At 58.6% G+C, this 25492-nt stretch carries 27 protein-coding genes; 17 read left to right on the top strand and 10 right to left on the bottom strand.

The genetic code is table 11. The features are described from left to right. Nucleotides 1-18: 18 nt before the first annotated feature. Genes WM42_RS01890 through WM42_RS01880 form a run of 3 tightly spaced genes read right to left on the bottom strand, consistent with a single transcriptional unit; the run spans nt 19 to nt 2211 of the window. The gene (locus WM42_RS01890) at nt 19-939 is read right to left on the bottom strand and encodes a DUF808 domain-containing protein (protein WP_062035479.1); all 921 of its coding nucleotides are present in this window, start codon (nt 937-939) and stop codon (nt 19-21) included. A 55-nt stretch (nt 940-994) separates the two neighbouring features. Then, nucleotides 995-1531 (bottom strand): ribonuclease FAU-1 family protein, encoded by a 537-nt coding sequence (locus WM42_RS01885; RefSeq protein WP_062035477.1) that lies wholly within the window; start codon nt 1529-1531, stop codon nt 995-997. Further along, nucleotides 1531-2211: an Rv1157c family protein gene (locus tag WM42_RS01880; protein ID WP_062039040.1), complete on the bottom strand. Its 681-nt coding sequence runs from the start codon at nt 2209-2211 to the stop codon at nt 1531-1533. The genes WM42_RS01885 and WM42_RS01880 overlap by 1 nt, the downstream gene beginning before the upstream one ends. Nucleotides 2212-2608: 397 nt before the next feature. On the opposite strand from WM42_RS01880, the gene typA reads away from it, so the two are divergent. From typA to WM42_RS01835, 9 genes are all read left to right on the top strand, one after another. Continuing rightward, nucleotides 2609-4519, top strand: coding sequence for a translational GTPase TypA (typA, locus tag WM42_RS01875; RefSeq protein ID WP_062035474.1), 1911 nt, complete (start codon nt 2609-2611; stop codon nt 4517-4519). A 191-nt stretch (nt 4520-4710) separates the two neighbouring features. Beyond that, entirely contained in the window at nt 4711-5562 is an 852-nt protein-coding gene (locus tag WM42_RS01870) for a type IV toxin-antitoxin system AbiEi family antitoxin domain-containing protein (RefSeq protein ID WP_062035472.1), read from the top strand. Nucleotides 5563-5727: 165 nt separating this feature from the next. Then, a complete protein-coding gene (locus WM42_RS01865; RefSeq protein WP_235591290.1) occupies nt 5728-7311 on the top strand; it encodes an ABC transporter family substrate-binding protein in 1584 nt (527 codons plus the stop codon). Then, on the top strand, nt 7301-8170 hold the full coding sequence (locus WM42_RS01860) for a PIG-L family deacetylase (protein WP_062035468.1): 870 nt from the start codon (nt 7301-7303) through the stop codon (nt 8168-8170). The genes WM42_RS01865 and WM42_RS01860 overlap by 11 nt, the downstream gene beginning before the upstream one ends. After that, nucleotides 8167-8547, top strand: coding sequence for a hypothetical protein (locus WM42_RS01855; RefSeq protein WP_062035465.1), 381 nt, complete (start codon nt 8167-8169; stop codon nt 8545-8547). Before WM42_RS01860 ends, WM42_RS01855 begins: the two co-directional genes overlap by 4 nt. A 50-nt stretch (nt 8548-8597) precedes the next feature. Next, nucleotides 8598-8921 carry a ferredoxin gene (fdxA, locus tag WM42_RS01850; RefSeq protein WP_005531876.1) on the top strand — a complete coding sequence of 108 codons (324 nt, stop codon included), beginning with the start codon at nt 8598-8600 and terminating at the stop codon, nt 8919-8921. An 86-nt stretch (nt 8922-9007) separates the two neighbouring features. Beyond that, nucleotides 9008-10111 carry a succinyldiaminopimelate transaminase gene (gene dapC / locus WM42_RS01845; RefSeq protein ID WP_062035463.1) on the top strand — a complete coding sequence of 368 codons (1104 nt, stop codon included), beginning with the start codon at nt 9008-9010 and terminating at the stop codon, nt 10109-10111. A 3-nt stretch (nt 10112-10114) separates the two neighbouring features. Next, on the top strand, nt 10115-10942 hold the full coding sequence (locus WM42_RS01840; RefSeq protein WP_062035461.1) for a pseudouridine synthase: 828 nt from the start codon (nt 10115-10117) through the stop codon (nt 10940-10942). Between the two features lie 66 nt (nt 10943-11008). Continuing rightward, complete coding sequence (locus WM42_RS01835; RefSeq protein WP_062039037.1) at nt 11009-11536, top strand: GtrA family protein; 528 nt, start codon at nt 11009-11011, stop codon at nt 11534-11536. Nucleotides 11537-11683: 147 nt separating this feature from the next. On the opposite strand, the gene WM42_RS01830 is transcribed toward WM42_RS01835, so the two are convergent. The 5 genes from WM42_RS01830 to WM42_RS01810 form a co-directional block, all read right to left on the bottom strand. Beyond that, nucleotides 11684-12172: a hypothetical protein gene (locus WM42_RS01830; protein WP_062035459.1), complete on the bottom strand. Its 489-nt coding sequence runs from the start codon at nt 12170-12172 to the stop codon at nt 11684-11686. After that, a complete protein-coding gene (locus WM42_RS01825) occupies nt 12165-12389 on the bottom strand; it encodes a helix-turn-helix transcriptional regulator (protein ID WP_062035457.1) in 225 nt (74 codons plus the stop codon). Before WM42_RS01825 ends, WM42_RS01830 begins: the two co-directional genes overlap by 8 nt. Nucleotides 12390-12541: 152 nt before the next feature. Beyond that, nucleotides 12542-13888, bottom strand: a complete 1347-nt coding sequence (locus WM42_RS01820; protein WP_235591338.1) for an amino acid permease — start codon at nt 13886-13888, stop codon at nt 12542-12544. A gap of 105 nt (nt 13889-13993) precedes the next feature. Further along, nucleotides 13994-14971 (bottom strand): 2,3,4,5-tetrahydropyridine-2,6-dicarboxylate N-succinyltransferase, encoded by a 978-nt coding sequence (dapD, locus tag WM42_RS01815; RefSeq protein ID WP_062035452.1) that lies wholly within the window; start codon nt 14969-14971, stop codon nt 13994-13996. Nucleotides 14972-15053: 82 nt separating this feature from the next. Beyond that, nucleotides 15054-16415: an amino acid permease gene (locus WM42_RS01810; RefSeq protein WP_062035450.1), complete on the bottom strand. Its 1362-nt coding sequence runs from the start codon at nt 16413-16415 to the stop codon at nt 15054-15056. Nucleotides 16416-16504: 89 nt separating this feature from the next. Here WM42_RS01810 and dapE point away from each other — a divergent pair, with 89 nt between their 5' ends. The 7 genes from dapE to WM42_RS01780 all read left to right on the top strand — a co-directional run bounded on the left by dapE (nt 16505) and on the right by WM42_RS01780 (nt 21356). Then, nucleotides 16505-17605 carry a succinyl-diaminopimelate desuccinylase gene (gene dapE, locus WM42_RS01805; RefSeq protein WP_062035448.1) on the top strand — a complete coding sequence of 367 codons (1101 nt, stop codon included), beginning with the start codon at nt 16505-16507 and terminating at the stop codon, nt 17603-17605. A 5-nt stretch (nt 17606-17610) separates the two neighbouring features. Beyond that, the gene (locus WM42_RS01800) at nt 17611-18375 is read left to right on the top strand and encodes an LOG family protein (protein ID WP_062035446.1); all 765 of its coding nucleotides are present in this window, start codon (nt 17611-17613) and stop codon (nt 18373-18375) included. Beyond that, nucleotides 18365-19216, top strand: coding sequence for a dihydropteroate synthase (gene folP, locus WM42_RS01795; RefSeq protein WP_062035444.1), 852 nt, complete (start codon nt 18365-18367; stop codon nt 19214-19216). The genes WM42_RS01800 and folP overlap by 11 nt, the downstream gene beginning before the upstream one ends. Continuing rightward, nucleotides 19213-19947, top strand: a complete 735-nt coding sequence (locus WM42_RS01790) for a glucosyl-3-phosphoglycerate synthase (protein ID WP_062035442.1) — start codon at nt 19213-19215, stop codon at nt 19945-19947. Before folP ends, WM42_RS01790 begins: the two co-directional genes overlap by 4 nt. A 3-nt stretch (nt 19948-19950) precedes the next feature. Then, complete coding sequence (locus WM42_RS01785) at nt 19951-20232, top strand: hypothetical protein (RefSeq protein ID WP_062035440.1); 282 nt, start codon at nt 19951-19953, stop codon at nt 20230-20232. 79 nt (nt 20233-20311) lie between these two features. Next, nucleotides 20312-20479 carry a DUF3117 domain-containing protein gene (locus WM42_RS12835; protein WP_005531903.1) on the top strand — a complete coding sequence of 56 codons (168 nt, stop codon included), beginning with the start codon at nt 20312-20314 and terminating at the stop codon, nt 20477-20479. 10 nt (nt 20480-20489) lie between these two features. Next, entirely contained in the window at nt 20490-21356 is an 867-nt protein-coding gene (locus WM42_RS01780; protein WP_062035438.1) for a methyltransferase domain-containing protein, read from the top strand. A 114-nt stretch (nt 21357-21470) separates the two neighbouring features. On the opposite strand, the gene WM42_RS01775 is transcribed toward WM42_RS01780, so the two are convergent. Beyond that, nucleotides 21471-22913 carry a GH32 C-terminal domain-containing protein gene (locus tag WM42_RS01775; RefSeq protein ID WP_062035436.1) on the bottom strand — a complete coding sequence of 481 codons (1443 nt, stop codon included), beginning with the start codon at nt 22911-22913 and terminating at the stop codon, nt 21471-21473. Nucleotides 22914-22939: 26 nt separating this feature from the next. After that, nucleotides 22940-24094 carry a glycogen synthase gene (glgA, locus tag WM42_RS01770; protein ID WP_062035434.1) on the bottom strand — a complete coding sequence of 385 codons (1155 nt, stop codon included), beginning with the start codon at nt 24092-24094 and terminating at the stop codon, nt 22940-22942. Nucleotides 24095-24203: 109 nt separating this feature from the next. Between glgA and glgC the strand changes: the two genes are divergently transcribed. Then, the gene (glgC, locus tag WM42_RS01765; RefSeq protein WP_062035432.1) at nt 24204-25421 is read left to right on the top strand and encodes a glucose-1-phosphate adenylyltransferase; all 1218 of its coding nucleotides are present in this window, start codon (nt 24204-24206) and stop codon (nt 25419-25421) included. Nucleotides 25422-25492 lie beyond the last annotated feature (71 nt).

Genomic DNA, 25492 nt, shown 5'->3' with positions numbered 1-25492 from the left:
ACCTGGAGGGGTTCTCGACTACTTACCGAGAGCCTTCTTGACACCTGTGACGATGCCCACGACGATGGTGCCCAGGACAAGGCCGAAGGCCATGGAACAGACGGTATCTACGGTCCAGGCCAGCGCGCCGTTGGAGATGGGTTCGGTTAGGTGATGGATAAAACCGTGCGGCTGGTTGATGCCGAACTCGTGCAGACCCTTGATAACGATGTGGCCACCTACCCACAGCATTGCCGCCGTGCCGATGACGGAGATGATGTCGAGAACTACCGGCATGCCCTTGACCAAGGCGTTGCCGACGGCCGACTTTCCTTCGTTGCGCTCCAGCAGTTTAATGCCAAGGTCGTCCATCTTGATCAGCACGCCGACAGCGCCATAGACCGCCAAAGTGATAGCGACGGCGACGATGAGCAGCGCGCCTAGGCGCATCCAGAAGCTTTGGTCAATGACTTCGTTGAGCGAGATCACCATGATCTCAGCGGACAAGATAAGGTCCGTGGTAACGGCAGACTTAACCAACTTGTCTTCGGCGTCTGGATCCTTTGCGTCCGCCTGTTCTTCTTTTTCTTCTTCTGCGCCATGCGCTGCGAAGTGGTGGAAGATCTTCTCTGCGCCTTCAAAGCACAGATAAGTACCGCCGCACATGAGAATGGGGGTCAGCGCCCACGGCGCAATCCAAGACAACAGCAGTGCGATCGGCAAGATGATGACGATCTTGTTGATGAGCGAGCCCTTGGTGATGCGCCAAATGATAGGCAGCTCGCGGGCTGGGGTAACGCCGGAGACATACTGTGGGGTAACGGCGGCATCGTCGACCACGACGCCCGCCGCCTTTACCGAGGTCTTGCCAGCTAAGGCAGCGACGTCGTCGGCGCTGGAGGCTGCCGCGCGAGCGATTACCGCGACGTCGTCAAGCAGTGCAAAAAGTCCACCGGCCATGGGGAATAAGCATCCTTAATATGAAGGGGTAAGTAACCCTAGATATCTTACGCAACTACTCCGCAGGCGTCAGATTGACAGAGTCAGCCCAAGAAAGCTCGATGCCGAGGGCGCGCAGCCAAGCCATGGAATCGTCGCCGTATCGGGTAATGCCTTCGACCGCGATGAGGGTACGGTCCATAGCGCGCTCTGCCTCTTCTGCCGAGATAAAACCCGCGGAGGTGGCTGCGGCCAGTTCGTCGATGTCGAGAACGTCGATTGGCTCGCCTGTGTTGGAGACCAGATCGACGTAAAGGTCACGGGTAGTCCAGACGCCATCCTTGTTATCGATGTCAGCGATATCGAAGTAGAAGTCCTGGTGTGCCTCAACCCCTTCCCGGAAGTGGAAGATATTCGCACGCAGGCCCAGTTCAGGCAGCAACCAAGATTCGAGGTAACCAAAGCGCGGATGATTAGTACCGCGGGCCATGTAAAGACCAAATTCGGTTTCTTTGTAGGTGTCGACCTCGCGCAAGAAACCCTTTGGATCGACGTTGATGTTTTCCGCTGTATTAAAGGTTTCTTGCTTGACAGGGTGTAGATCGACGTTCATTAATTAACCTCAAGGAAGGCGGCAGTTGGCGGGAATGCGCACGCGGAATCTTGGGTGTTGACGGAACCGGACAAGATGGCCACGACGGTGCCCTTGCCCGTGGTGGCGCGGCCTGAGACGGTGGTGGGGCCGTCGGCGTTGATGCCGTTGTTGAAAAGCGGGGTAACGCCGGACTGGAAAGTGTCCAGGTTGAACCACTGGACCTTCATGTTGCCCTGCTCCTTAGCTGCAGGGGAAGTGCCCAGTGCCGTGAAGAGGAAGACTGTCTCACCTGGACCTGCACCCGGTGCTGGTATCTTGGTAGGGCCCGGGACAGCGATGGCAGAACCCATGGAATCGCCCTGGCCCCCGATGCATTTTGCGGAGACGGTAGGCCAGTAGAACTGGCGGAATGCCGGGCTTTGGCCCTCTGGCAATTCCACGCCTGGATCGCCTCCCTGGCCCATGCTGAAAGCAAGTCCGGAGAGGATGGCGCTGCGAATGTCGTTAGGAATCCATGGCTGTGCGGCGAATTCGCGGATACGATTCTGGGTTGCCTCATTGGGACGTCCCAGCGAATCCAGCGGGGAGTGCGACATTGCCTGTGCCTCCAGCGCGGCCAGGTCCGGGGCGTCTGCCTGGGCCGGTGCGATAAGGGGAGTGGCTAGACCGATGAGCGCCGCGGTAGCGGCAGCAATCATGCCGGAGCTCGCGCGGAGGCGGCGTCCGTTGTTGTGCTCGGAGCTAGGTGCGGTGCTCGAGGTGCTCACGATTATCAGATTCCTTGAATTGGGTGTAGGAGACGGAAATGGGTGCGAGATGTTTGACGATAACACTCGGCACATTGGTCACAATAGTATCTCTGGTAACAATATTCACTTTTTTCTTGCGGTCAAGCCAGTTTCTAAAGCGAAAGTGTGTCTCAACCCGTCTTTCGTCCGGGGTTATAGATTTGTTACAAAACGCTGGCTCCTGCGGTTTCCCGCTTCAGTGGGGTGTTCCAATGCTGCAAATTGCAAACTTGCAGAGTATATTTAGACCCCGTTCAAAATCTTGCGCTTAAGCGTTCCAACTTTGCTTTTAAGGAGCACCCCACCAGTGACTAATACCGAGTTCCGTAACGTCGCCATCGTCGCCCACGTTGACCACGGTAAGACCACCCTCGTCAACGGCATGCTGGAGCAGTCCGGCGCCTTCGGTGACCACGGCGAGCACACGGACCGCGTCATGGACTCCAATGACCAGGAGCGCGAGCGCGGCATTACCATTCTGGCGAAGAACACCGCTATTCACCGCAAGGGTCTGGGCAAGGACGGCGGCGACCTCATCATCAACGTCATCGACACCCCAGGCCACGCCGACTTCGGTGGCGAGGTCGAGCGCGGTATCTCCATGGTTGACGGCGTCGTGCTGCTTGTCGACGCCTCCGAAGGCCCGCTGCCACAGACCCGCTTCGTTCTGACCAAGGCTCTGGAAGCCAAGCTGCCGGTCATCATCTGCGTTAACAAGACCGACCGCCCAGACGCTCGTATCGACGAGGTTGTCAACGAGTCCCACGACCTCCTGCTGGAAATCGCCTCCGGCCTAGAGGATGAGGAAGCAGCTGCTGCTGCAGAAACACTGTTGGATCTGCCGGTACTCTACGCTTCTGGCCGTGAGGGCAAGGCTTCCACCGAGAACCCAGGAGACGGCAACGTTCCTGCGGCTGAGGACCTGCAGGCGCTTTTCGACGTCATCTACGAGGTTCTGCCGGAGCCATCCGCTTCCGTCGACGGCCCGTTGCAGGCGCATGTGGCCAACCTTGACTCCTCTGACTTCCTGGGCCGTATCGCTTTGCTGCGTATCTACTCCGGCAAGATCAAGAAGGGGCAGCAGGTTGCCTGGATCTCCTGGGATGAGGACGGCAACGAGGTAGTTAAGAACGTTAAGGTTGCCGAGCTGCTGCGTACCGTCGGCTTTGAGCGCCAGCCAGAGACCGAGGCTATTGCCGGCGACATCGTCGCCATTTCTGGTATCCCAGAGATCATGATTGGCGATACCATCGCCGACGTTGAAAACCCGGTTGCTCTGCCACAGATTCACGTTGATGAGCCGGCAATCTCTATGACCATCGGCGTTAACACCTCCCCAATGGCTGGCCAGGGCGGTGGCGACAAGCTGACCGCACGTATGGTCAAGGCTCGTTTGGAACAGGAGCTTATCGGTAACGTGTCCCTGAAGGTTCTGCCGACCGAGCGTCCTGACGCTTGGGAGGTACAGGGCCGCGGCGAAATGGCGCTGTCCGTTCTGATTGAGAACATGCGCCGAGAGGGCTTCGAAATGACCGTGGGTAAGCCACAGGTTGTTACCCAGGTTGTCGATGGCAAGACCATGGAGCCATACGAGATGCTCACCATCGATACACCTTCCGAGTACCAGGGCGCCGTTACCCAGCTACTGGCTACCCGCAAGGGCCAGATGCAGTCCATGGACGTCCGCGAGGGTGACTGGGTACGCATGATCTTCCGCGTTCCGGCGCGTGGCCTCATCGGCTTCCGCACCCAGTTCCTGACCGAGACCCGCGGTGCAGGTATCGCTAACTCCATCGCCGATGGCCTGGATGTCTGGGCAGGCGAGATCAAGTCCCGTCCGACTGGCTCCCTGGTTGCTGACCGCTCCGGCCAGATCACCGCATACGCACTGCAGCAGCTGGCTGACCGTGGCGAGTTCTTCGTCGAGCCAGGCATGGAGGCTTACGAGGGCATGGTCGTTGGCGCTAACAACCGTGATGAGGATATGGACATCAACATCACCAAGGAAAAGAAGCTGACCAACATGCGTTCTGCCACCGCAGACGCAACCGTCACCCTGGCAAAGGCGCGTACCCTTTCCCTGGACGAGGCGCTTGAGTTCTGTGGCAACGACGAGTGCGTCGAGGTTGCTCCGAACGTCATGCGAGTGCGTAAGGTCGAGCTTTCCGCTACCGACCGTAAGCGTGCAGCTTCCCGTGCGAAGCAGCTCAACAAGTAACGCTTAGGAGATTAAAGTGCGGCCGTTTTGGGGTCGCGCTTTTCTTTTGCCAGAGAACCTGCATTCGAACCATCGAAGGGCGCCAAAGGCGCCCAAAAGAGCCACTCGATGGTTCGAATGCAGGTTGCTTTCTCTCGTGCTAGCTTGAGCATCGAAACTGGATGATGCCAATGCAAGGGGGAGGGGCAAGCATGCAACCAGTATCGGGGCTTAGTCGATCGAAAATAGCTGCCCGCGTGCGCTCGGGGGAAATAACAAAAATTGCTCGCGGGATTTATGTGTGGGGTAAACCGAACCCGCGGGATGTCCTCACGTTGCTAACAGCCAAGCACGGATGTTGCGCAACGGGGAATACAGCAGCTCAATTGCTGAGTGAACAAGACCTTAGTTTTCCAGTCATCGTGGCAGGCCCACACAAGATGCGAAGCGGTGCACTGTTTACCTATAAACGCAGCCAAGTCAGAGACCACTTTGAATATGAAGGTCTTAAAGTACACAATCCGCTCGCGGCCGCGGCTTTTGCAGAGCGCACTCAAGCAGTAGAAATGCTCGAAGCGGTCTACCGAGGACGACGTAGCAGAACGCGGCTTGAAGAAGATAGAAGAAAGCTTGCTCGCCTAGACTCGAGAACGCAGGAAGCGTTGTCAGAAGCAGTCCTATTCACCGATTCTTCGGCGGAAATTAAGGTGGCCCGCGGATTACAAGATGCGGGAATGGACGTTGAGTGCAATTACTTCATCGGTGTTTATGCATGGGACATCGTATTAAAGGACAAGCGAATTGCCATCGAAATTAATGGTCGGAAATTTCACTCAGCACTGGATACCTGGATAAAGGATCACTGGAAGAACAATGACGCCGTGCTTCGCGGGTGGCGCACCTTGCGCTACACGGGGCATTGCGTGGCGCATCATCTCCCAGCCATCATCGAGCAAGTTCGTACTGCGGACCAACCGGATTTTGGCAGTGCTCCTCATCAGCAAACTGGTACGTGGCACCTGGCGGTCTTGCGGCTTCTCAATCCACATTTCTTCATGTATTAAAACAACCTGCATTCGAACCATCGAAGGGCGCCAAAAGGCACCCAAGAGAGCCACTCGATGGTTCGAATGCAGCTGAAGAGCGCCGTAAACACAGCGTCAAATTCCAAGCAATGCCCGCCAGCCGACTAAAGTGGTTCCAGATCTAGGTAGAAGGGCGGTATCAAAGTGCGAAAGTTTGGCGCGGTAGTGGTTGCCTCATCACTTAGCGTGCTCACCTCGTGCATGGCCAATCCAGGCCCGCCGCCCGTCGAGGACAAGCCAGCTGCCGAGAGCACCCAGACCGAAACGCCGACGCCCGAGAAGAAGGAAAAAGAGGACGGCGTCGAGCGCGAGACCGTCGCCATCGGCGTCGATCCGCTCCGCGGCGGACTCAATCCGCATCTGGTAGCCAACAACAGCGAGCTGGTCAGCCAGATTGCAGAGCTCGTCCTTCCTTCTGCTTTCCACGGCGAACACATGGATTCCGATGTGCTGGCCAGCGCGGCGGAGGTAGAGCCGCCGAAAGGTGTTGCCCAGCGCGTGGTGTACAAGATTGCCTCACCGGCGCAATGGTCCGATGGCACTCCGATTAGCGGCAGTGACTTTCACTACCTGTGGACCCAAATGACCTCCACCCCCGGAGTGGTGGACCCAGCGGGCTACTTCGCCATCGAGGACATCAGCACGACCTCGGCAGGGCGCGTTGTGGTGGTGGATTTTAAGCAGCGCGTATCCGATTGGCACCGCCTTTTCGCTCACCTTCTTCCTTCGCACCTGCTGCAGGACGCCGAGTTCACGGCAGCTCTTGCCGACGGCATCCCTGCATCCGCTGGGCGCTATGCCGTCGAGGCCGTCGATCGCGGCAGGGGAGTTATTACCCTGAATCGCAACGACCGCTTCTGGGGTGCGGGGCCCGCGCTTGTCGACGTCGTCCAGCTGCGTGCTGTCCGTGATACCAGTCAGGCGGTCAACATGTTGCGCTCGGGCCAGGTGGGATTCGTGGACTTTACTCCGGAACAAACCTCGCTGGAGAGCCTCAGTTTGCTGAGCAACGTCAACGCCGGGACCGTGACCCGTAATCGCCAGCTGCGCCTGCACCTTTCCGCCCGGGAAGGCGCGTTGCCAGAGCAACGCCAGCGTCGTGCTTTGGCCTCGCTCATTGAGACCGACCAGGTCGCTCGCCTGGCGGCGGGCCGTGCCTCGGAGTTGCGTCCGGGCCAAAACCCGGTCAACGAAGAAGTAGACCTGACGCCACTTCGCGAGCGCGCGGGCCGCAAGCCGCTGCGCATTGCAGCTGATCCCACGCATCCGGAAGCTATGGCGGCTGCCAGCACCATCGTCGACGTCCTCGAAGCGCAAGCAATTAGTGCAGAGGTAGTCTCTGACCGCACTCAAACCATTGCCGGCGAGATGCTGCCGGAGGCAGAGGTGGATGCCGTGGTGGCCTGGGAGAATGCAAACGTGTCTCCGGAGAGTCTGGCGAGCCTCTATATGTGTGAAAACGACGAGGTACGCGCCGGCGATATCTCCGGCTTTTGCCCTGCCGAGGCAGAGGACATGCGCGGCGAAATCTTGTCTGGGCGTATCAATCCTGATGCCGCCTTGGAAAAGGTCCGCAAACTCAATTCTGACGAGGTGCTCTACGTACCTTTGATGGACGAGGTGCGTATCCATGCTTTGGGCAGGGGTATCCTTGGGCCCGGTCAACGCATCGAAGATTGGGATGCAGGGCTTATTACGGCACCGATGTGGAGGAAAGATGAAAAATAATGATTTGCGCGGTTACCGCGTGGTGGCCGTACATGCTCACCCAGATGACGAGGTGCTTTTTACCGGCGGAACGCTCGCTGACATGGCTGCAAGGGGCGCCGAGGTCACGGTCATCACGGCCACGCTCGGCGAGGAAGGCGAGGTCATTGGCACGCCTTATCAAGGCCTGTGCAATGCAGACCAGCTAGGCGGTTTCAGGGCACGTGAGCTTTCCGACGCCCTCGATATCTTGGGCGTCCACGGTATTCAACTCGGCGGCTTTGGCTTCTTCCGCGATTCCGGCATGGAGGGCTCACCGGCTCACGAGAATCCGCGTGCCTTGGTGCGCCGCATTGACGAGGCGGCAGACTTGTTGCGCGAGCACTTTGCGCAGCTTCGCCCGCATATCGTGCTGACATACGGACCGGACGGCGGCTATGGCCACCCGGACCACATCGCCGTGCACCAGGCAGTCCACGCGGCCGCAGCACCAGACCAGCGCATCTGGTGGGCAATCTTCGAACGTGGTGCGCACTACAGCGCGCTTGAAACCATCGGCGCACCGGAGGGCTGGCGAAAGCCGGACCGGGGTTACCTCGACAATTTCACCAACGAGGGCGCTGACGTGGAATACCGGCTTGACGATGCCGCGCTAGCCGCCAAGCGTCGCGCCATGGTCGCCCATGCCACGCAGATTTGGGTGGCTGACTCCACAGTGACCCAGACGAACCCGGTAGCGGCTGCGGCGGCCATTGGGGACCCGGCGGCGTCGCCAAGCGCATATGGCCTGTCCAACCTCCTTGTTATGCCGTTGTTGCGTGCTGAGCACTACCAGCTGGGGCAGGGCGAGCCTGCAGATGCGCTGCTGGAGGGCCTGTGATTTTGAATGAATACTCACGCGGCGAGCAGATAACCGGCCTGGCCTGGCTGTGCCTAGGCGCGCTGACCTCCCTGGTTCTAGAAGTTGTCTACCTCACCGCCAGGTTGCCGCTGCCGGGTGGGACGAGCGTGGCTTTTCCCATCACGATCGTTCTAGCCTGGTGGTTTAATACAGTGCTCACGCGCACAGCAAGGCTCTGGAGTGATAATGCCTACATCGGGCTTGTTCCTTTGGCGGCTTGGCTGCTGGGATACTTCGCATTCGTGCTGGGTGTGGTCGTGACCGGCGATATGTGGCTGGCCAATAATATTCTTTCGCTCCTGCTGTTAATCGCCGGAATCGGGGGCGGAATTTTCCCATTTTTTGTCCAAAAGTGACATACTGTTAGACATCCCAAAACCCGTGAAAACAGGAGTTTTAGCACCTCATGACTTACACTATCGCGCAGCCATGCGTCGATGTGATGGACCGCGCTTGCGTTGAAGAGTGCCCCGTCGATTGCATCTACGAAGGCAAGCGCTCCCTGTACATCCATCCTGACGAGTGCGTAGACTGCGGCGCTTGTGAGCCTGCTTGCCCAGTTGAGGCAATCTTCTACGAGGATGACGTTCCGGATGAGTGGATTGATTACAACGACGCTAACGCTGCGTTCTTTGATGATCTTGGCTCCCCGGGTGGTGCTGCAGCGCTTGGTCCACAGGACTTCGACGCTCCAATGATTGCGGCCCTGCCTCCGCAGAACCAGGATTAATTTCTGCTGCCCGGACCTCACGCATTTGGGTCCGGGCTTTAACTTTTCCCGCTGCCTACCTTGTAAATAAGGAGCTTGACCTAAGAATGGCTCGTCAACCGCTTGGAAATAGCCTGCCGGACTTTCCGTGGAACTCGCTTGCTGAGGCGAAGAAGAAGGCTCAGTCGCACCCAGATGGCATCGTGGATCTTTCCGTGGGCAACCCGGTCGATCCAGTAGCTCCGGGCGTGCAGCTGGCGATGGCTTCGCACGCGGAGGCTCCCGGCTATCCCACCACGGCGGGCACTGCGCAGCTGCAGGAAGCCATCCGCGGTAATGTTGCGCGCCGCACGGGCGCTCAACCTTCCTCCTTCGGCGTACTGCCGGTAATCGGCTTGAAGGAGTCTATCGCTTGGCTGCCGACGCTGCTGGGCATGCGCGGCCAGCGCGTCATCATCCCTTCCGTGGCTTATCCGACTTACGAGGTGGGCGCGCTGATTGCTGGCGCATACCCAGAGCGCGCGGACGATCCTCGCGACTTTGGCGATGCAGAGCTGGCCTTTATCAACTCGCCGTCGAACCCGACCGGCCGAGTAAAGACCGTGGAAGAGATGCGTGCCGTGGTGGCATGGGCGCGTGAGAACAACGTCATTGTGGCCTCTGACGAGTGCTACTTGGCGTTGGCATGGGACGACGAGAAGAAGCCGGTTTCCATCTTGGATCCGCGCGTGACTGACGGCGATAACACGGGTCTTATCGCGATGCACTCGTTGTCGAAGTCCCATAACCTGGCCTCTTATCGCACGGGCTTTTTCGCGGGTGATGAGGCGCTTATCGCGGAGCTTCTCGAGCTGCGCAAGCACGCAGGCCTTATCGTTCCAGGGCCGATTCAGGCTGCGATGGTTGAAGCGCTAAACGACGACGATTCTGCGACGCTGCAGGTGCGCCACTATGCCGCCCGCCGCGCTAAGCTCCTGCGCGCACTAACTGGCGCCGGCTTTCGCATCGAGCACTCTGAGGCCAGCATGTACCTGTGGGCGACCCGCGATGAGCAGTGCCGCATTACCGTAGATTGGCTGGCCGAGCGCGGAATCTTGGTTGCCCCGGGTGACTTTTATGGCCCATCGGGTGATAAGTTCGTGCGCATCGGCTTGAACGGCACTGATGAGCGTATCGATGCCGCTGTGGCCCGCCTTGCTGCTGACAACTAGCCCGTGACCTATCGCCCGCCAGCCCGCGAGGGGATTTCTCCGCGCAAAGTAGTCCTGCAGGCAGTCGTGCCCGCGGACACCGAGTACTTCGCGGCCGCGGCGGGCGATTCGCCGTTTTCACCGGGGCAGCTTCTGCCTGCGGGAATGGCGCTTTCACGTCCGGTCCCTGCCTGGTATCACCCTGATGTGCCCGAAGAGAAGCCGATTCCCTTCGATTACACGGTGCTTTATGAAGACCGCGACCTCATCGTCGTGGACAAGCCACACTTTTTACCCACGACCAGCAATGGGCGATTGGTGCGCGAGACCCTACAGACACGCCTGCGCGTGGATTTCGGTGAAGATGACATTGTGCCGCTGCACCGCCTCGACCGCCTGACTGCCGGGGTAGTGGTGTGCTCACGCAACCCTCGCACACGCGGGAGGTATCAGAGGCTTTTTGCTGAGCGCAAAGTAACCAAGACCTACCATGCGCGCCTTTCTGCCTGCCTGGAATACTCCGGAACGGTTGAGCTTTCCATGCACAAGGTCAAAGGTAGCCGCCAAGTCTCGCTCGGCGGTACGCCCACGTTGACCCAAGTGGAGGCACACGGCTATACGGCCTCGCTCATTCCGCACACGGGGCATACCCACCAGCTGCGGGTGGTCTGTAACTACTTAGGCGCTCCCATCCAAGGCGACGACACCTACCCGGTAGACCGCGGACTCGACCTCTACGACTTTTCCTCGCCTCTCCAACTCGTGGCGCACCGCCTAGAGTTTGCAGATCCGTTATCCGGCACACGCCGCGAATTTTCCACTTTGCGGCAATTGGGCGGTAACCTGATTTAGTTATCGATTAACCGGAAAGAGGAACGCGTGAGCTCATCAGTTGCCGCTGGGCGTTTTGCGTCCAATATGGGCCAATTTATCAAGTTTGGCATGGTCGGCGGATCGGGCACGGTGGTCAACCTGGCGGTGTCATACATCGCAGTCAAAATTGCACTAGCCACCAGTGGCATTACGCCCGATGACCCCTTTGTGAATCTTTTCGGTTCCGCGTTCCATGTTCGTTGGTACCACGTGTTTCAGACCATCGCTTTCCTCGTAGCGAATACCTGGAACTACCAGCTCAATCGCATGTGGACTTTCAAATCGGTGGAAAAGGTCTCCTGGCTTCGGGGCTACGTTGCGTTTCTTGTTGCGGGACTGGGGGCGTATGTCGTCAGCCTTTTGCTTTTGACCTTGTTTATGAACCCGAATTCGCCGGTTGGTCTACCCACGGATATTTTCGATAATTCCACTGGATTACGCACCAAGTTTTACTGGGCTACTGCGGGATCCATCCTGCTTGCGATGCCGATTAACTTCATCATTAATAAGCTGTGGACCTTCCGCTCTAGCCCGAAGGCCCCAGTCTTGGTCGAGCACACCGAGCCGGCTTAAGCTGGCTGGCCCAGGTTGGGCTCTCTCGACGGCCGCTGAAAACGAGCTGTTTGGTCCTTTCCCCCGGCAAAGGGCGCCGAGCAAAAGGACCAAAAGAGGAGTGTCACACGAGGGGACTAGGAAGCCAGATGGTGAGGAACCTCTTGATTAGCCCTCTAGCTGGCTGTCCAAGCGCTGCTGGTCGCGGCCATTTTGCCACTTTAGGAAAATGGGACCGAGGATGAGTACCGCAGCTATACCTGTGAATGCGCCGATTACGAGACCGTTGTCGAAATCGCTGTCGATGCTGAGTTTCATAGCGAGTCCAGCGAAAAGCGCAATGGTGGGGACCAGCATCAAGATTATGCCTGTCCAAGAACGCATCTTGTTCGGACGCGGAACACGCTTTTTCATCCAATGCGCCGAGACAAATTCTGCAATCGCGAGCGCGACGATGGGCGAGAGGCTCCACAAGGAAAGTCGGCCCGGCAGGACCCACGCTAATAGCGCGGACACGCAGTAGACGGTAAACAAGGCAGTGGTGTAGCCAATGGCATAGGTCTTGAAGTAGGTTTCCTCTTCGAACTCATCGAGCGAGTAGCTTGCAATCTCTTTGAAGGTCAGGTTGGCAAAGAAGCCATCGTTGTTATTAGCCATTATCGTTCACGCTTTCTGGGTTGTTGTTGAAGACTTCTTCCACGGACTTGCCGAGCACCTTGCAGATGTCTAGTGCCAAGTACACGGAAGGCGAGTAGTTACCTTTTTCGATGTTCGCGATGGTCTGCCGGGAAACGCCTACCTCAGCGGCGAGGTCTGCCTGGGTCATTTCCAGCCATCGACGCCACTTGCGAACCATATTGGAGTGTTCGGGCATGATGTAAAGCTTTCAAGTTTCTATGTCGTGCTTACATCCCTAAATGTAAAGGATCATTGTCATCATGTCAAGAGTGGTGCCGCAAAACGTCAAATCCCCGGGTCAGCGTTTGGAAGGAAACAGCTGGCCCGGGGATTATTCGAGGCGAATCGCTAGGGCTTGGCGACGTCCGGCAGCGGCAGCGTCGAAGTAGGCGAAATGCCGCGCGCCTTGGCGTTGAGTACGCCCGCAAACGCAAGGACGACGAACATCGCACCGGCGGACAGTAGCTGGACGCGAGCGGAGGCGTCAGTCAGCATGAGTACCGCAATCGCTGCGAAGACGGCCAATGCAAACCACGTCAGGTACGGGAAAGCCCACATGCGGATGGGCAGCGGGTGAATGGCCTCAAGCTGGCGGCGCAGGCGCAGCTGGCTGACCGCGATGAAGACCCACACGATGAGCAGGGAGGCGCCCGCCGCATTGAGCATGAAGGACAACAACCAGCCGGTGTCGGCATAGTTGAGCACGACCATGATGACCGAGAGAATGACCGAAAGCGCAATCGCGTGCGTCGGAACACCCTGTGCATTGGTCTTCGTGAAGATCTTCGGTGCTTCGTGGCGAGAGGCCAGCGAGTGCATCATGCGGGAGGAAGCGTAGATCTGAGCATTGAATGCGGAAAACAGTGCCAACACGATGATGACTTCCATGAATCCCGCAGCGCCCTTAATTCCTGCATGGTCGAGAACCTGAGTGAATGGCGATTGCGCCGCGGTATCAGCGTTACCCAGCGAGGAGTAGGGAAGCAGAAAGGTAATTACCAAAACGGAGCCCAAGTAGAACACCGAGATGCGCAGGATGGTCGTGCGAACGGCGTTGACCAAGGACTTTTCCGGATCTTCAGACTCAGCCGCCGCGATGGCGACGACCTCAATGCCGCCGAAAGCGAATGCCACGGCGAGCAGGCCAGCGGCGACGCCGCCCAAGCCATTCGGCATGAAGCCGTCATCCAAAAAGACCTTGGTGCCAATTGCTTCATGCCCAGGCAGAAGACCAAAAATAAGCAGGAAGCCGACAATCAAAAAGGCCACGATGACGAGGATCTTGATGGCGGCGAACCAGTACTCAAACTCGCCGAAGAGTCGAACGCGCAGCAGGTTCACGATTCCAAAGAACGCCACGCAAATAGCCGCGGGAATCCATGGGGAAACACCGAACCAAGAACCGATGAAGCCGGCGGCGCCGGTGATCTCAGCGCCCAGCACGGCCACGGTGGCTAGCCAATAAATCCAGCCTTGTGTAAAGCCTGCCCAGCGGCCGATGCCGTGTTCGGCATATTCGGAAAAGGAGCCGGAGGCGGGGATGACGGTACCCATCTCGCCGAGCATTTGCATTACCAAGATGGCTAATAAGCCTGCGATGCAATAGGCGAGGAGGACGGCAGGGCCTGCAGCCGAGATGCCGACGCCGGTTCCGAGGAAGAGACCGGCGCCGATGGTGGAGCCCAGGCCCATCATGGTCAGATGGCGGACCTTGAGGCCTTTGCCAAGATTTTGCGTGGATTTATTGCTATCGGTCACCCGAATAGTTTAAGCCATGACTAAATCCACGAGTCGGCGGGCTTAGTTCTTGTGCAGATCCTCGTTGAGAGCGATTGCATCAGACTTCCATTCAGTGGCCTCAACGGCGCCGGAAACGGAGTTGCGGCGCAGCAGGAAGCCCGATGCGCCGGAGAGCTGGGAGCCCTTGACGGTGGAGCCTTCCTCCACGCCCAGTGCCTCGGCAACCTTTCCGAAGACGCTTACCTTCGTGCCGGCGGTGACGTAGAGGCCGGCTTCGACAACTGCGTCGTTGCCAAGCGAGATGCCGATACCGGAGTTAGCGCCGAGCAGGCAGCGCTCACCGATGGAGATGACTTCCTTGCCGCCACCGGAAAGCGTGCCCATGATGGAGGCGCCGCCGCCGATATCGGAGCCGTCACCGACAACAACTCCTGCAGAGATGCGGCCTTCGACCATGGAGGCGCCCAGGGTGCCAGCATTGAAGTTGACGAAGCCTTCGTGCATGACGGTGGTGCCCTCAGCCAGGTGAGCGCCCAAGCGGACGCGGTCAGCATCGCCGATGCGCACGCCGGTTGGCACAACGTAGTCCACCATGCGCGGGAACTTGTCTACGGAGTAGACGGTGACCGGGCCGCGGGAGGACAGGCGGCCGCGGATCATCTGGAAGTCAGCCACAGCGCATGGGCCGTAGTTGGTCCACACAACGTTGGCCAGAAGTCCGAAGATGCCGTCCATGTTCAGACCGTGCGGCTTGACGGCACGGTGCGAGAGCAGGTGTAGGCGCAGGTATGCGTCATATGCGTCCAGCGGCGCATCATCCAAGTCCTTAATGGCGGTCTCAACCGCCACGCGGGCGACGCCGCGCTCCTCATCCGGGCCCGCCAAGGCGGCGAACTGCTGAGGGGTCTCTTCCAAGCGAGTGGTGCCGGACTCGGTTACCGGGGCGTCATCGCCGATATGAACGGCGGGGAACCACACGTCGAGAACGGTCCCATCGTGGGTAAGGGTGGCAAGGCCGCGTGCGGATGCAGAAGTCATAGCTTTAGGAAAAACCTTCACAAATGCGGGGTAGAGCCTAGCGAAAACTAGGCCATTTCTTTCACCGCTAGAGCATACACAGCTACTTCGACACCGTGTTTACTTGGCGAGGTTTTGTGAGGCGGGACGCAACGATGAGCACGACGGTCAGCGCACTCACTGCAAGGACCTGGTTGCGTGCGGATGGGTCGAAGAGCATGAGAACAACCAATGCGGCAATCGCCAGCAGGGTGGCCCATGGCAGAACCGGGTAGGCGATGACCTCGACGGCGGAAAGCTCACCGTTCTTCTTCATGATTGGGTGCAGCTTCAAGTAGGACAAAACCACGAAGGTCCAGATCACTAGCAGGCAGCCGCCGACTGCATTGAAGAGGAAGGACAGAAGTCCTGGCGGATTCCAGAACTGCAGCAGCACGGAGCCGAATGCGAAAAGCATGGACAAGATGACAGCGAAGACTGGGGAGCCCGATGGGTTCTGCTTTTTAAAGATAGCCGGTGCCGAGCCGTCCTTAGCCATGTCGAAAATTACGCGGGAGGTGGAGTAGATCTGCGCGTTGAATGCAGAAAGCAGGGCCAAAGCGATGATGACTTCCATAAAGCCCGCGGCGAATGGGATCTGCGCGGCCTCTAGCACCAGGGTGAATGGGGAATCGGCGGCTGCATCGGCATCTTGGATGTATTTAAATGGCAAAACCATGGTGATGACCACGATGGCGCCAATGTAGAAGACCATGATGCGGAAGATAACCGCACGCACGGCGGTCGCGACGTTGCGTGCAGGATCCTCCGACTCGGCGGCGGCGATGGTTACCATCTCAATACCGCCGAAGGCGAATGCAACGGCGAGCAATCCGGAAGCAAAGCCCGGCATGCCATTCGGAAGGAAGTTCTCCGTGAAGTTGGTGGTTGCGAGGTCGCCGTTGAAGCCTGGCAGCACGCCAATCAGCATCAGTACGCCCACTGCCAGGAAGGCTAGGATGACGGCCACCTTGATGATGGCGAACCAGAATTCGAACTCGCCGAATCCACGAACGGCTGCAAAGTTGACCACCGCGAAGAAGGAGACTGCGATAAGGGCGGGAATCCACGCTGCGATGTTAAACCAGGAGGCGATGATTGCGGCAGCGCCCGTAATCTCGGCTCCCATCACCATCACTAGCATGAACCAAAACAACCAGCCCAGGGTAAAGCGTGCCCAATTGCCAAAAGCTTGGCCGGCATAGGTGGAAAAGGATCCTAGCGAGGGGCGGGCTGCTGCCATCTCGCCGAGCATCCACATGATGGCGCCGACCAAGAGGCCGGCGACTGCATAGGAAAGCAGAACCGAGGTACCGGACATTTGGATTCCCAGGCCAACGCCTAGAAAGAGGCCTGCGCCAACCGCAGACCCGAGCCCCATCATCGTGAGGTGGCGTGTCTTGAGCTGCTGTGAGGTTTCTGCCATATCAATGCACCTTTTGTGATTTAGAACAAAGTATTGAGAGGTATATTACACAATGCAGCCATCGTGCAAGGTCGCTACGATGGCGCTTTGTGACTTTAGATCTCTTTGCCTCCCCAATCGAATTGACCAAAGCGCTCGTAGACATCCCGAGCCCCTCTCATCATGAGGAGGAGATCGCTGATGCAATAGAGGCAGCCCTACGGGGCCTTGATAATGACAAGATCGAAGTGGTGCGATACGCAAACACCGTCTGCGCCCGCACCAATCGCGGGCTCGAATCCCGCGTGATTCTGGCTGGCCACATCGATACCGTCCCGCTGGCGGATAACGTTCCCCACCACATGGAAGGCGATGTCATGTGGGGCTGTGGCACCGTCGATATGAAGTCTGGCATGGCCGTGTACCTGCACGCTTTTGCTGCGCTTTACGACGCCCCCGACCTCGCCCATGACTTAACAGTCATTGCTTACGAGGGGGAGGAAGTCTCCTCGGAATTTAATGGGCTGGGACATCTGCAAAAAGACCACCCCGAGTGGCTGCACGGCGATCTAGCTCTTTTGGGAGAGCCTTCCGGCGCCATGATCGAGGCCGGCTGCCAGGGTACCATCCGTCTCCGCATCACGGCGCACGGAACCCGCGCTCATTCCGCGCGTGCCTGGCTGGGGTCTAATGCTGCTCATAAACTGGCACCGATCATGGTCAACGTGGCGAACTACGCTCCGCGCGAGGTCACCATTGATGGTTGTACCTATAAGGAAGGTCTCAACATCGTGCATCTGGAATCCGGAGTAGCAACCAACACCATTCCAGATGAGGCATGGATGTTTGTGAACTTCCGCTTCGCGCCAGACCGGAGCTTGCGCGAGGCCATGGCGCATATGCGTGAGGTTATCGGAGAGCATGAAAACGTCACCATTGAGGTTGATGACGAATCCTCCGCAGCCCTTCCAGGCCTGGGCCAGCCCGCCGCTCGCGCGCTTGTCGACGCCGTCGGCGGTAACTTCCGTGCGAAATACGGCTGGACTGACGTTGCTCGTTTTTCCGAGATGGGCACTCCGGCCGTGAATTTTGGCCCGGGTGATCCGGGGTTTGCGCATAAGAAAGACGAGCAGGTTCCAATTGCGCAAATTACTTCCGTGTCCGATGCTTTGATTGAGTATTTAAGCGGCGCAAACGCCAAGGAGGCCTAACCAATATGTCGCCAGAACGTAATCGCACCCTGCGCGGACCATTATTGCTGCGCACCGAGGGCGAGCAGACCTCAACCTATGACCAGCGCCTGCTGGAATCCGGGGCCGACCACGAATGGCAGCACGCGGACCCGTGGCGGGTTCTGCGCATCCAGGGGGAATTCGTCTCGGGTTTTGATGCTTTGGCAAAGCTGCCGAAGGCTGTCACCGTCTTCGGCTCCGCACGTCTGGGCGAGGGCACGCCGGAATATGACTTGGGCGTTCGCGTGGGCAAAGCGCTAACCAATGCCCAGTACGCGGTCATCACCGGTGGCGGCCCAGGACTAATGGAGGCTGCGAATCGTGGTGCTTATGAGGAAAAAGGCCTTTCGGTAGGCCTTGGCATCGAGCTTCCGCATGAACAGGGACTTAACGAATACGTCGATCTGGGATTGAACTTCCGTTACTTCTTTGCCCGCAAGACGATGTTCTTGAAGTATTCCCAGGCTTTTATCTGTCTGCCTGGTGGCATGGGCACCATGGACGAGTTCTTTGAGGTGGCCTGCATGGTGCAAACCGGAAAGGTCACCAATTATCCAATCGTCCTGATGGGCACCGAGTACTGGTCCGGACTCCTAGAGTGGATGAAGTCCACCATGGCAGCACGCGGCCTTATCAGCGCATCAGACATGGACTTGTTCCTGCTTACTGATGACGTCGACGAAGCGGTCGCACACATCGTGAACTCGCACAAGGTGATGAGCGATAAGCGGATTCGTGATGAGCGCTAATCCGCGTAGCGCCAAGTTGGCGCAGGTGATGGCAATTGTCAATCGCACGCCGGATTCGTTCTATGACAAGGGCGCAACCTTCGCCGAAGCTGAGGCCCTTCGCCGCTGTGCCGAGGTGATCGAGCAGGGTGCCAGCATCGTCGACATCGGTGGCGTGAAGGCAGGGCCTGGCGAAGCCGTGGACGCGCAGGAAGAGATCGAGCGCGTGGTTCCCACGATTGCCGCGGCGCACGAGCGCTACCCGGATGTCACCATCTCAGTAGATACATGGCGCGCAAGCGTTGCCGAAGCCGCCATCACAGCCGGGGCGACGCTCATCAATGACACATGGGCGGGCTGGGACCCTGAGCTCATCGAAGTCGCCGGAGAACATAAGGTCGGCTATGTCTGCTCGCATACGGGCGGCGTCACCCCACGCACGCGCCCACACCGCGTGCACTTTGACGACGTCGTAGCGGATGTCATCGCGGAGACGACTGCTCTGGCAGAAAAGGCGGCGAGCCTGGGGTGCCCGGAGGAGCTGGTCTTTATCGACCCAACCCACGACTTTGGCAAGAACACCTTTCACGGGCTGGAGTTGCTGCGCCGCATCGACGAGGTTGTTGCCACGGGCTGGCCGGTACTGATGGCGTTGTCTAACAAGGACTTCGTAGGCGAGACTTTGGACCGCGGCGTCGGCAAGCGCGTGGCAGGGACATTGGCCGCAACCGCGTGGTCGGCGGCGCATGGTGTGGCCGCTTTCCGCGTCCACGAGGTCGCGGAGACCCTCGACGTCATTCGTATGACCGCAGCTATCGAAGGCACGATGGCCCCGCTGAACACCACCCGTGGGCTCGCATGAGCGTTTCTGTCATCATCCCAGCGCTCAACGAGGAAGCAACCGTCGCGAACGTGGTACGAGCCTGTTTGGCAGATGACCCAATGGAGGTCATCGTTGTCGATGCTGACTCCACGGATCACACCGCGCAGCGCGCTGCCGCTGCCGGAGCAAAGGTATACAACTGGCGCGAAATCCTGCCGGAGATTGCGCCGCGGCCGGGCAAGGGTGAATCCCTCTGGCGCGGGGTCGCCGCAGCGCAAGGTGACATCGTGGTCTTCGTTGATGCCGACTTGGAGTCTGCGTGTCCAGGGATGGTCGCGCAGTTGGCTGCGCCGTTTGCGGATCCAGAGATCCAGATGGTCAAAGCTACTTATCGTCGTACCTTCAACGGTGCCCCAAGCGGCGGCGGGCGGGTCACGGAGTTGACCGCTAAGCCTTTGCTGCGCACCTTCTTCCCGGAGCTCGGAGATATCGCACAGCCCTTGGGTGGCGAATATGCGCTGCGCACGTCGCTGGCTCGGGCATTGCCATTTGTTGATGGCTACGGGGTGGAAGCCGGGCTGCTTATCGACGTCGCTAAGCGCTGCGGTGTTTCTTCCATCGCCGAAGTAGACCTTGGCGAGCGCATCCACCGCAACCGGCCGCTGCATGAGCTTGCGCCCATGGCTGAGGTGGTCGCGCGCACGATTTTGTCACGCGACGGAGTAATAGGTCCTGTTGCTCAACGTGAACCATCCGGCGGTAAGCTTTAGCCCATGCTGTCGTGGATTTTGCTTATCGTCGTTCTGCTCGCGTTGGTGGTTTTAGGAACATGGGCGTGGGGCTCGATTTTTGGGCGGGGGGAAGTGCTAGACGATCTTGATGAAAAACGCGATGTGTTGGCAAACAATCAGCGAGCGCTTCAAGATGGCAACTTTGATGACATCAAGTTCGACGTCGTTTCCCATGGATACCGCCAATCCCAGGTGGATGCCTTGCTGGCGGAGGTAGAAAAGCGCTACCGAAGCGAGGGCGAAACGGCTAGACCAATTTCGTAACCGCCCCTTGACTAGCAATAAAGGCGTAGAGTGGTTTGGGTAACCCAAAAATTTTACATCCCAAAGGAGCGGTACAGCTATGGCAGCTATGAAGCCACGCACGACAGGTGGGCCAATGGAAGCGGTTGAGGAGTCCCGCAAAATTGTCATGCGAATCCCCTCCGATGGTGGTGGCCGTATTGTTGTGGAGCTCACAAAAGAGGAGGCTGCGGAACTTGGTTCATTGCTGACCGAAGTTTCCAGCTAGTCTTTAAGGCATGCTTTCACACGTCATCGATGTTCTGGCCGACCCAAACGATGGCACCGCGCTAAGCGGCGCCGACGATTTTGCTCGTCTCGTCTCTGAGTCTGGGCACTCTTTTGATGTGGCCAAACAAGGCTATGTCACCCTTGCCCCCGGGGCAGGGCTAAAGCATAAGGGCGATTCCAGTGAGATGGTTTCCGCGCGTGAGACCTTCTTGTCTTTGGGCCACTTCGCCCCATTTGTGGAGGCTGTCACTGGCGCAGTGCAGGACGCACTTGATGCCAACGAGTTGCCTGAGACTGCCGAGCCTATGCTGCTTGAAGTCGGTGCCGGCACCGGCTATTACCTAGCACATACCTTGGATTCCATCGCTGAGGCCCGTGGCGTTGGTTTGGATATTTCCCCACATGCTGCCAAGCATCTGGCAAAGTGCCATCCGCGCGTTGGCGCCGTGGTGGCGGATGTGTGGGAGCGGTTGCCGCTGCAGGATGATTCCATCGATGCGGTATCGGTGGTCTTTGCCCCGCGCAACCCAGCGGAGTTCCAGCGCATCTTGCGTCCAGGCGGCGAGGTCATTGTCTTGACTCCGGACCTCGGCCATCTGGATGAACTGCGCGAGCCGCTGGGAATCTTGGGCGTGGAAGAAGGCAAGATCGAGCGCATGTACGAGCAGGCCGCCGGCTACCTGGAGCAGGCAGCAGATCCGGTTGATATCTCTTATCCGATGACCCTGGATCGCGCCTCTATTGCCGCGCAGGTTGGCATGAGCCCGTCTGCCCGCCACCTTGAAAAGGAAGAGCTTGCTGAGCGCATGGCAAAATTACCAGAGACCATGCAGGTCACCGCTCATGCCCGCCTGGACCGTCTGCGCGCAGTCTAAAAGGCGGTGTGCAAGGCCCAAACGCTTGGCCGGTTGCATAAACAAGAAGGAAAGGCAGAGCACAGATGCTCTGCCTTTCCTTCTTGCCGTTTTGAGTGTTAAAACACGCCGCGCTTAGAGCTGCGAGCCTTTGCGCTGCCAGGATTGCTCGATGACGGCCTCACCGGCGGTCTCGACCTGGATATCAGAGCAACCGCCGTCGAAGTAGACGCGGGAGCCCATGGCTACCTGGCCGCCGTCGGCGTAGACCTCTACGGTGGCACCGTCGACCACGACGGTGAGGGAATCGGAATCGCCCTCAGCCAAATGCGCCACGGCAGGAGCCGAGTCCTTGAAATAGGAATCGAAAGCAGTGCCCATGGAACGATCCAAGGTCAGTGTGCTGCCAGCATGGGTGATGACTGCCGAGGGCTTGCCGTTGCCGTCGAGCAAGGTGACGGTGACGGAGGAGCCTTCCGGGACATCCATTACGCCGACCCAGGAGCGGGCGCGCTCTGACTGGCGGATGGCATCCGGCAGGCCGCGCGGAGGAGTCTGGAAGAGCTTGCCGCCCTGCAGGGTGATGCGTCGCGGCAGTGCGAGGGTATTGGCCCATCCTTCCTCCTCAAAGGAAGGATGCGCTGCAGGATCGTCGCCGCGGCCATTGCCGTTGAGAAGACCCAGGACAACCGCTTCGTCGTAGCGGGTCTCCTGCAGGATGGTGCCCTCGGTGGTGTTGGTGTTGCGCGGGCGGGAGAAATCATGGCCGAAGTCGATGCGCTGGAAACCGGAGGCGACGGTGAAGGTGGTGCCCTCCAAGCGGCCGACGAGGTAACCGGAGACATCGCGGTTATCGCGCTCAAGGGTAACCAGGAGGACGTCGTAAATGCGCTCATCTACCTCGTCACGCAAGCGGACCAGGCGTGGAGAGACAACCGGTGGAATCGGCGAGTTTGCCGGGACCTCGCCCTCGTTGAAACCAGGATCGCCATCGAACTCGAGCGGGCCTTCCACATTCCAGGTCAAGCCGTCGGCCGAGCGCAGGATAACGGGCAACGGTGCGTCGGAGTGGCCGGTTAGTGCGAGCATGAGCCAGCCCTCGTGGCCTTCATCGCGGTCGACCGCGACCCAGTCTGGAACCACGGAAGGCGAGCGGAAGCGGGAGTAATTGGTGACGTTGGCGGCTACCTCGCCATAGCGCACGACGTTCGGGTCTAGTGCGTTGGAGTCATCCGAAATTTCGCAGACATCGTTGAAATCGGTGTAGCGCGCCAAGCGCACCGAGGTGCCGGTGGAAGTCACGGATGTGAAGTAGAGGTTGATGGCATCCTCGCCCGCGGCTACAGAACCGGCGCGCAAGGAAAGCTCACCGCCGACAGGGGCAAGTGCGTCGTCGCACTCTAACCAATCGAATGGAAATTCTTCAGAATAGTTGTGTCCCCAGCGCGCCGGGGCGGAAAGTTCGTGGCGGTACTGGAAAAACAGGTGCCACGTATTGCCGTCTAGCAGCACGCCGGCCGGAGCCTCGAGGACTCCAGACTCAGGCGTGAAGTGCAGTTCAGGACGATGGGTTGTCACAAAGTACCTTTCTAAAGAATTTCGATTTAAATCAGTGCGCGGTAAATATCTACGGTCTGGGAGGCGATGGTGGCCCACGAGAACTTCTCCACAGCTCGCATGCGGCCGGCTTGGCCGAATGCGGTTGCGCGCTCCTTGTCGGCGGCGACCTGGTTGACTGCAGTGGCGAGGTTAGCCTCGAAGTCAGCGACCGCATTTTCGTCGTAGTGGACGAGGATTCCGGTCTCACCGTCGACGACAACCTCGGGGATTCCTCCGACGTCAGATGCAACTACTGCAGTCCCGCACGCCATGGCCTCCAAGTTAACGATTCCCAAAGGCTCGTAGATAGAAGGACATACGAAGACGTCGGCGCCAGAGTACACCTCTTGGATGAGGCTGCGAGAGAGCATTTCCTGCACCCAGAACACGCCGTCGCGGTTGGCCTGCAGGTCTTCGACCAAAGCTGCGGTTTCCGCGGCGATTTCTGGAGTATCGGGAGCGCCTGCGCACAGCACCAGCTGGACGTCTGAATCAAACTGGGCCGCGGCCTTCAGCAGGTGCTTCACGCCCTTTTGGCGGGTGATGCGGCCGACGAAGGCAACGATGGGGCGCTGCTTGTCGACGCCGAGTTTGTCCAGGTAGTCTGCCTCGCGCGGCTGCCACAGCTCGGTATCGATGCCATTGAGCACAACATGCACCTTGGACTCATCGATGCGGGGATAAGCATCCAGAATGGAGGCTTTCATGCCAGCGGAAACCGCGATGACGCCGTCGGCGTATTCCATGGCGTTTTTCTCGGACCACGAGGAAATCTCGTAGCCGCCAGCGAGCTGCTCACGCTTCCATGGGCGGTGTGGCTCTAAAGAGTGGGCGGTGACCACATGTGGGATGTCGTAAAGGCGGGCGGCAAGATGGCCACCGAGGCCGGAGTACCAGGTGTGGGAATGCGCGATATCAATATCGGAAGCTGCATTTGCCATGCGCAGCCCCGTGGAAAGAGTCTGGATAGCGGGGTTGGCTGCGGAAAGTTCTGGATCGACGCCGTGGTTGAAGACGTCCTTTTCCTCACGTGGGCCGCCCATACAGTGAACGGAAACATCGATTAACTCCCGCATGAAGCGGGTTAGCTCGGCGACGTGCACGCCAGCGCCACCATAAATTTCAGGTGGGTATTCCTTGGAAAAAATTCCGGCTCTCATATCCTCCCAGAATACGGAGAAAACCCATACCGTGCAGAAAACTTTCGTGGGGGTAGTTTTTGACCTATTTCCTCTGCGAAGCGGCCTAAAACTGAATAGGTTGGAACATGTGAAATCCCAGCCTAATGTTCTCGCCATTGTCCTCGCCGGCGGTGAAGGCAAGCGCCTATTCCCCCTCACGGAAGATCGCGCAAAGCCCGCCGTCCCTTTCGGCGGCTCCTACCGCCTCATCGACTTCGTCCTGTCTAACCTCGTCAACGCGGGCTACCTCAAGATTGCGGTGCTCACTCAATACAAATCCCATTCCCTAGACCGTCACATCTCGCAGGCTTGGAATCTGTCTGGCCCGACTTCCCAGTACATCGCCTCCGTGCCCGCACAGCAGCGTCGCGGCAAGCGCTGGTACAACGGTTCCGCCGACGCTATTGTCCAGTCGCTTAACTTGATTTATGACGAAAAGCCGGACTATGTCATCGTCTTCGGCGCAGACCACGTCTATCGCATGGACCCGCAGCAGATGGTTCAGGAACACATCGCTACCGGGCTCGACTGCTCCGTGGCGGGCATTCGCGTGCCGCGTAGCGAGGCCACCGCATTTGGCTGCATTCAGGCAGATGGTATGGGAACCATCACCGAGTTTTTGGAAAAGCCGGATAATCCGCCTTCGACCCCGGATGATCCGAACATGACCTATGCGTCCATGGGTAACTACGTCTTTACGGCTGATGCTCTGATTGAGGCCCTGCTAAAGGACGAGGAGAATGAAAACTCCGACCACGACATGGGCGGCGACATCATTCCGTACTTCGTGGAGCGCGGGCAGGCGCATGTCTATGACTTCATGGCCAATGACGTGCCAGGTTCTACTGAGCGCGATCATGGTTATTGGCGCGATGTGGGCACCATCGATTCTTTCTACGAAGCCCACATGGACTTAATTTCGGTGCACCCGATTTTCAATCTTTATAACAATCATTGGCCCATCCACTCCACGGATGAGTCCAACCTTCCGCCAGCGAAGTTCGTCCAAAACGGCATCGCGCAGTCTTCCATGGTGGCCCCCGGCTGCATCATCTCCGGCGGCACCGTGCGCAACTCTGTGCTGTCCTCGGACGTGCATGTGGCCGACGGAGCTTCAGTAGAAGGCTCGGTGCTGCTGCCAGGCGTGCGCGTGGGCAAGGGCGCGGTTGTCCGCCATGCCATTTTGGATAAGAACGTGGTGGTTTCCGAAGGTGCCATCATCGGCTGCGACCGCGAGCGCGACGAGTCCCGCTTTAAGGTCTCTGACGGCGGCGTTGTCGTCGTGGGCAAGAACGAAACCGTCTAGCGCACCGCGGCGGGGAGAAAACACAGAAGCCTCACACGAGATGAAGGGGCAGCCGCCTGTATCTCGTGTGA

The sequence above is a fragment of the Corynebacterium simulans genome (assembly GCF_001586215.1).
Classification (GTDB): domain Bacteria; phylum Actinomycetota; class Actinomycetes; order Mycobacteriales; family Mycobacteriaceae; genus Corynebacterium; species Corynebacterium simulans.
The sequence above is the reverse complement of the archived record's forward strand: the minus strand, read 5'-3'. Positions and strand labels throughout refer to the sequence as shown.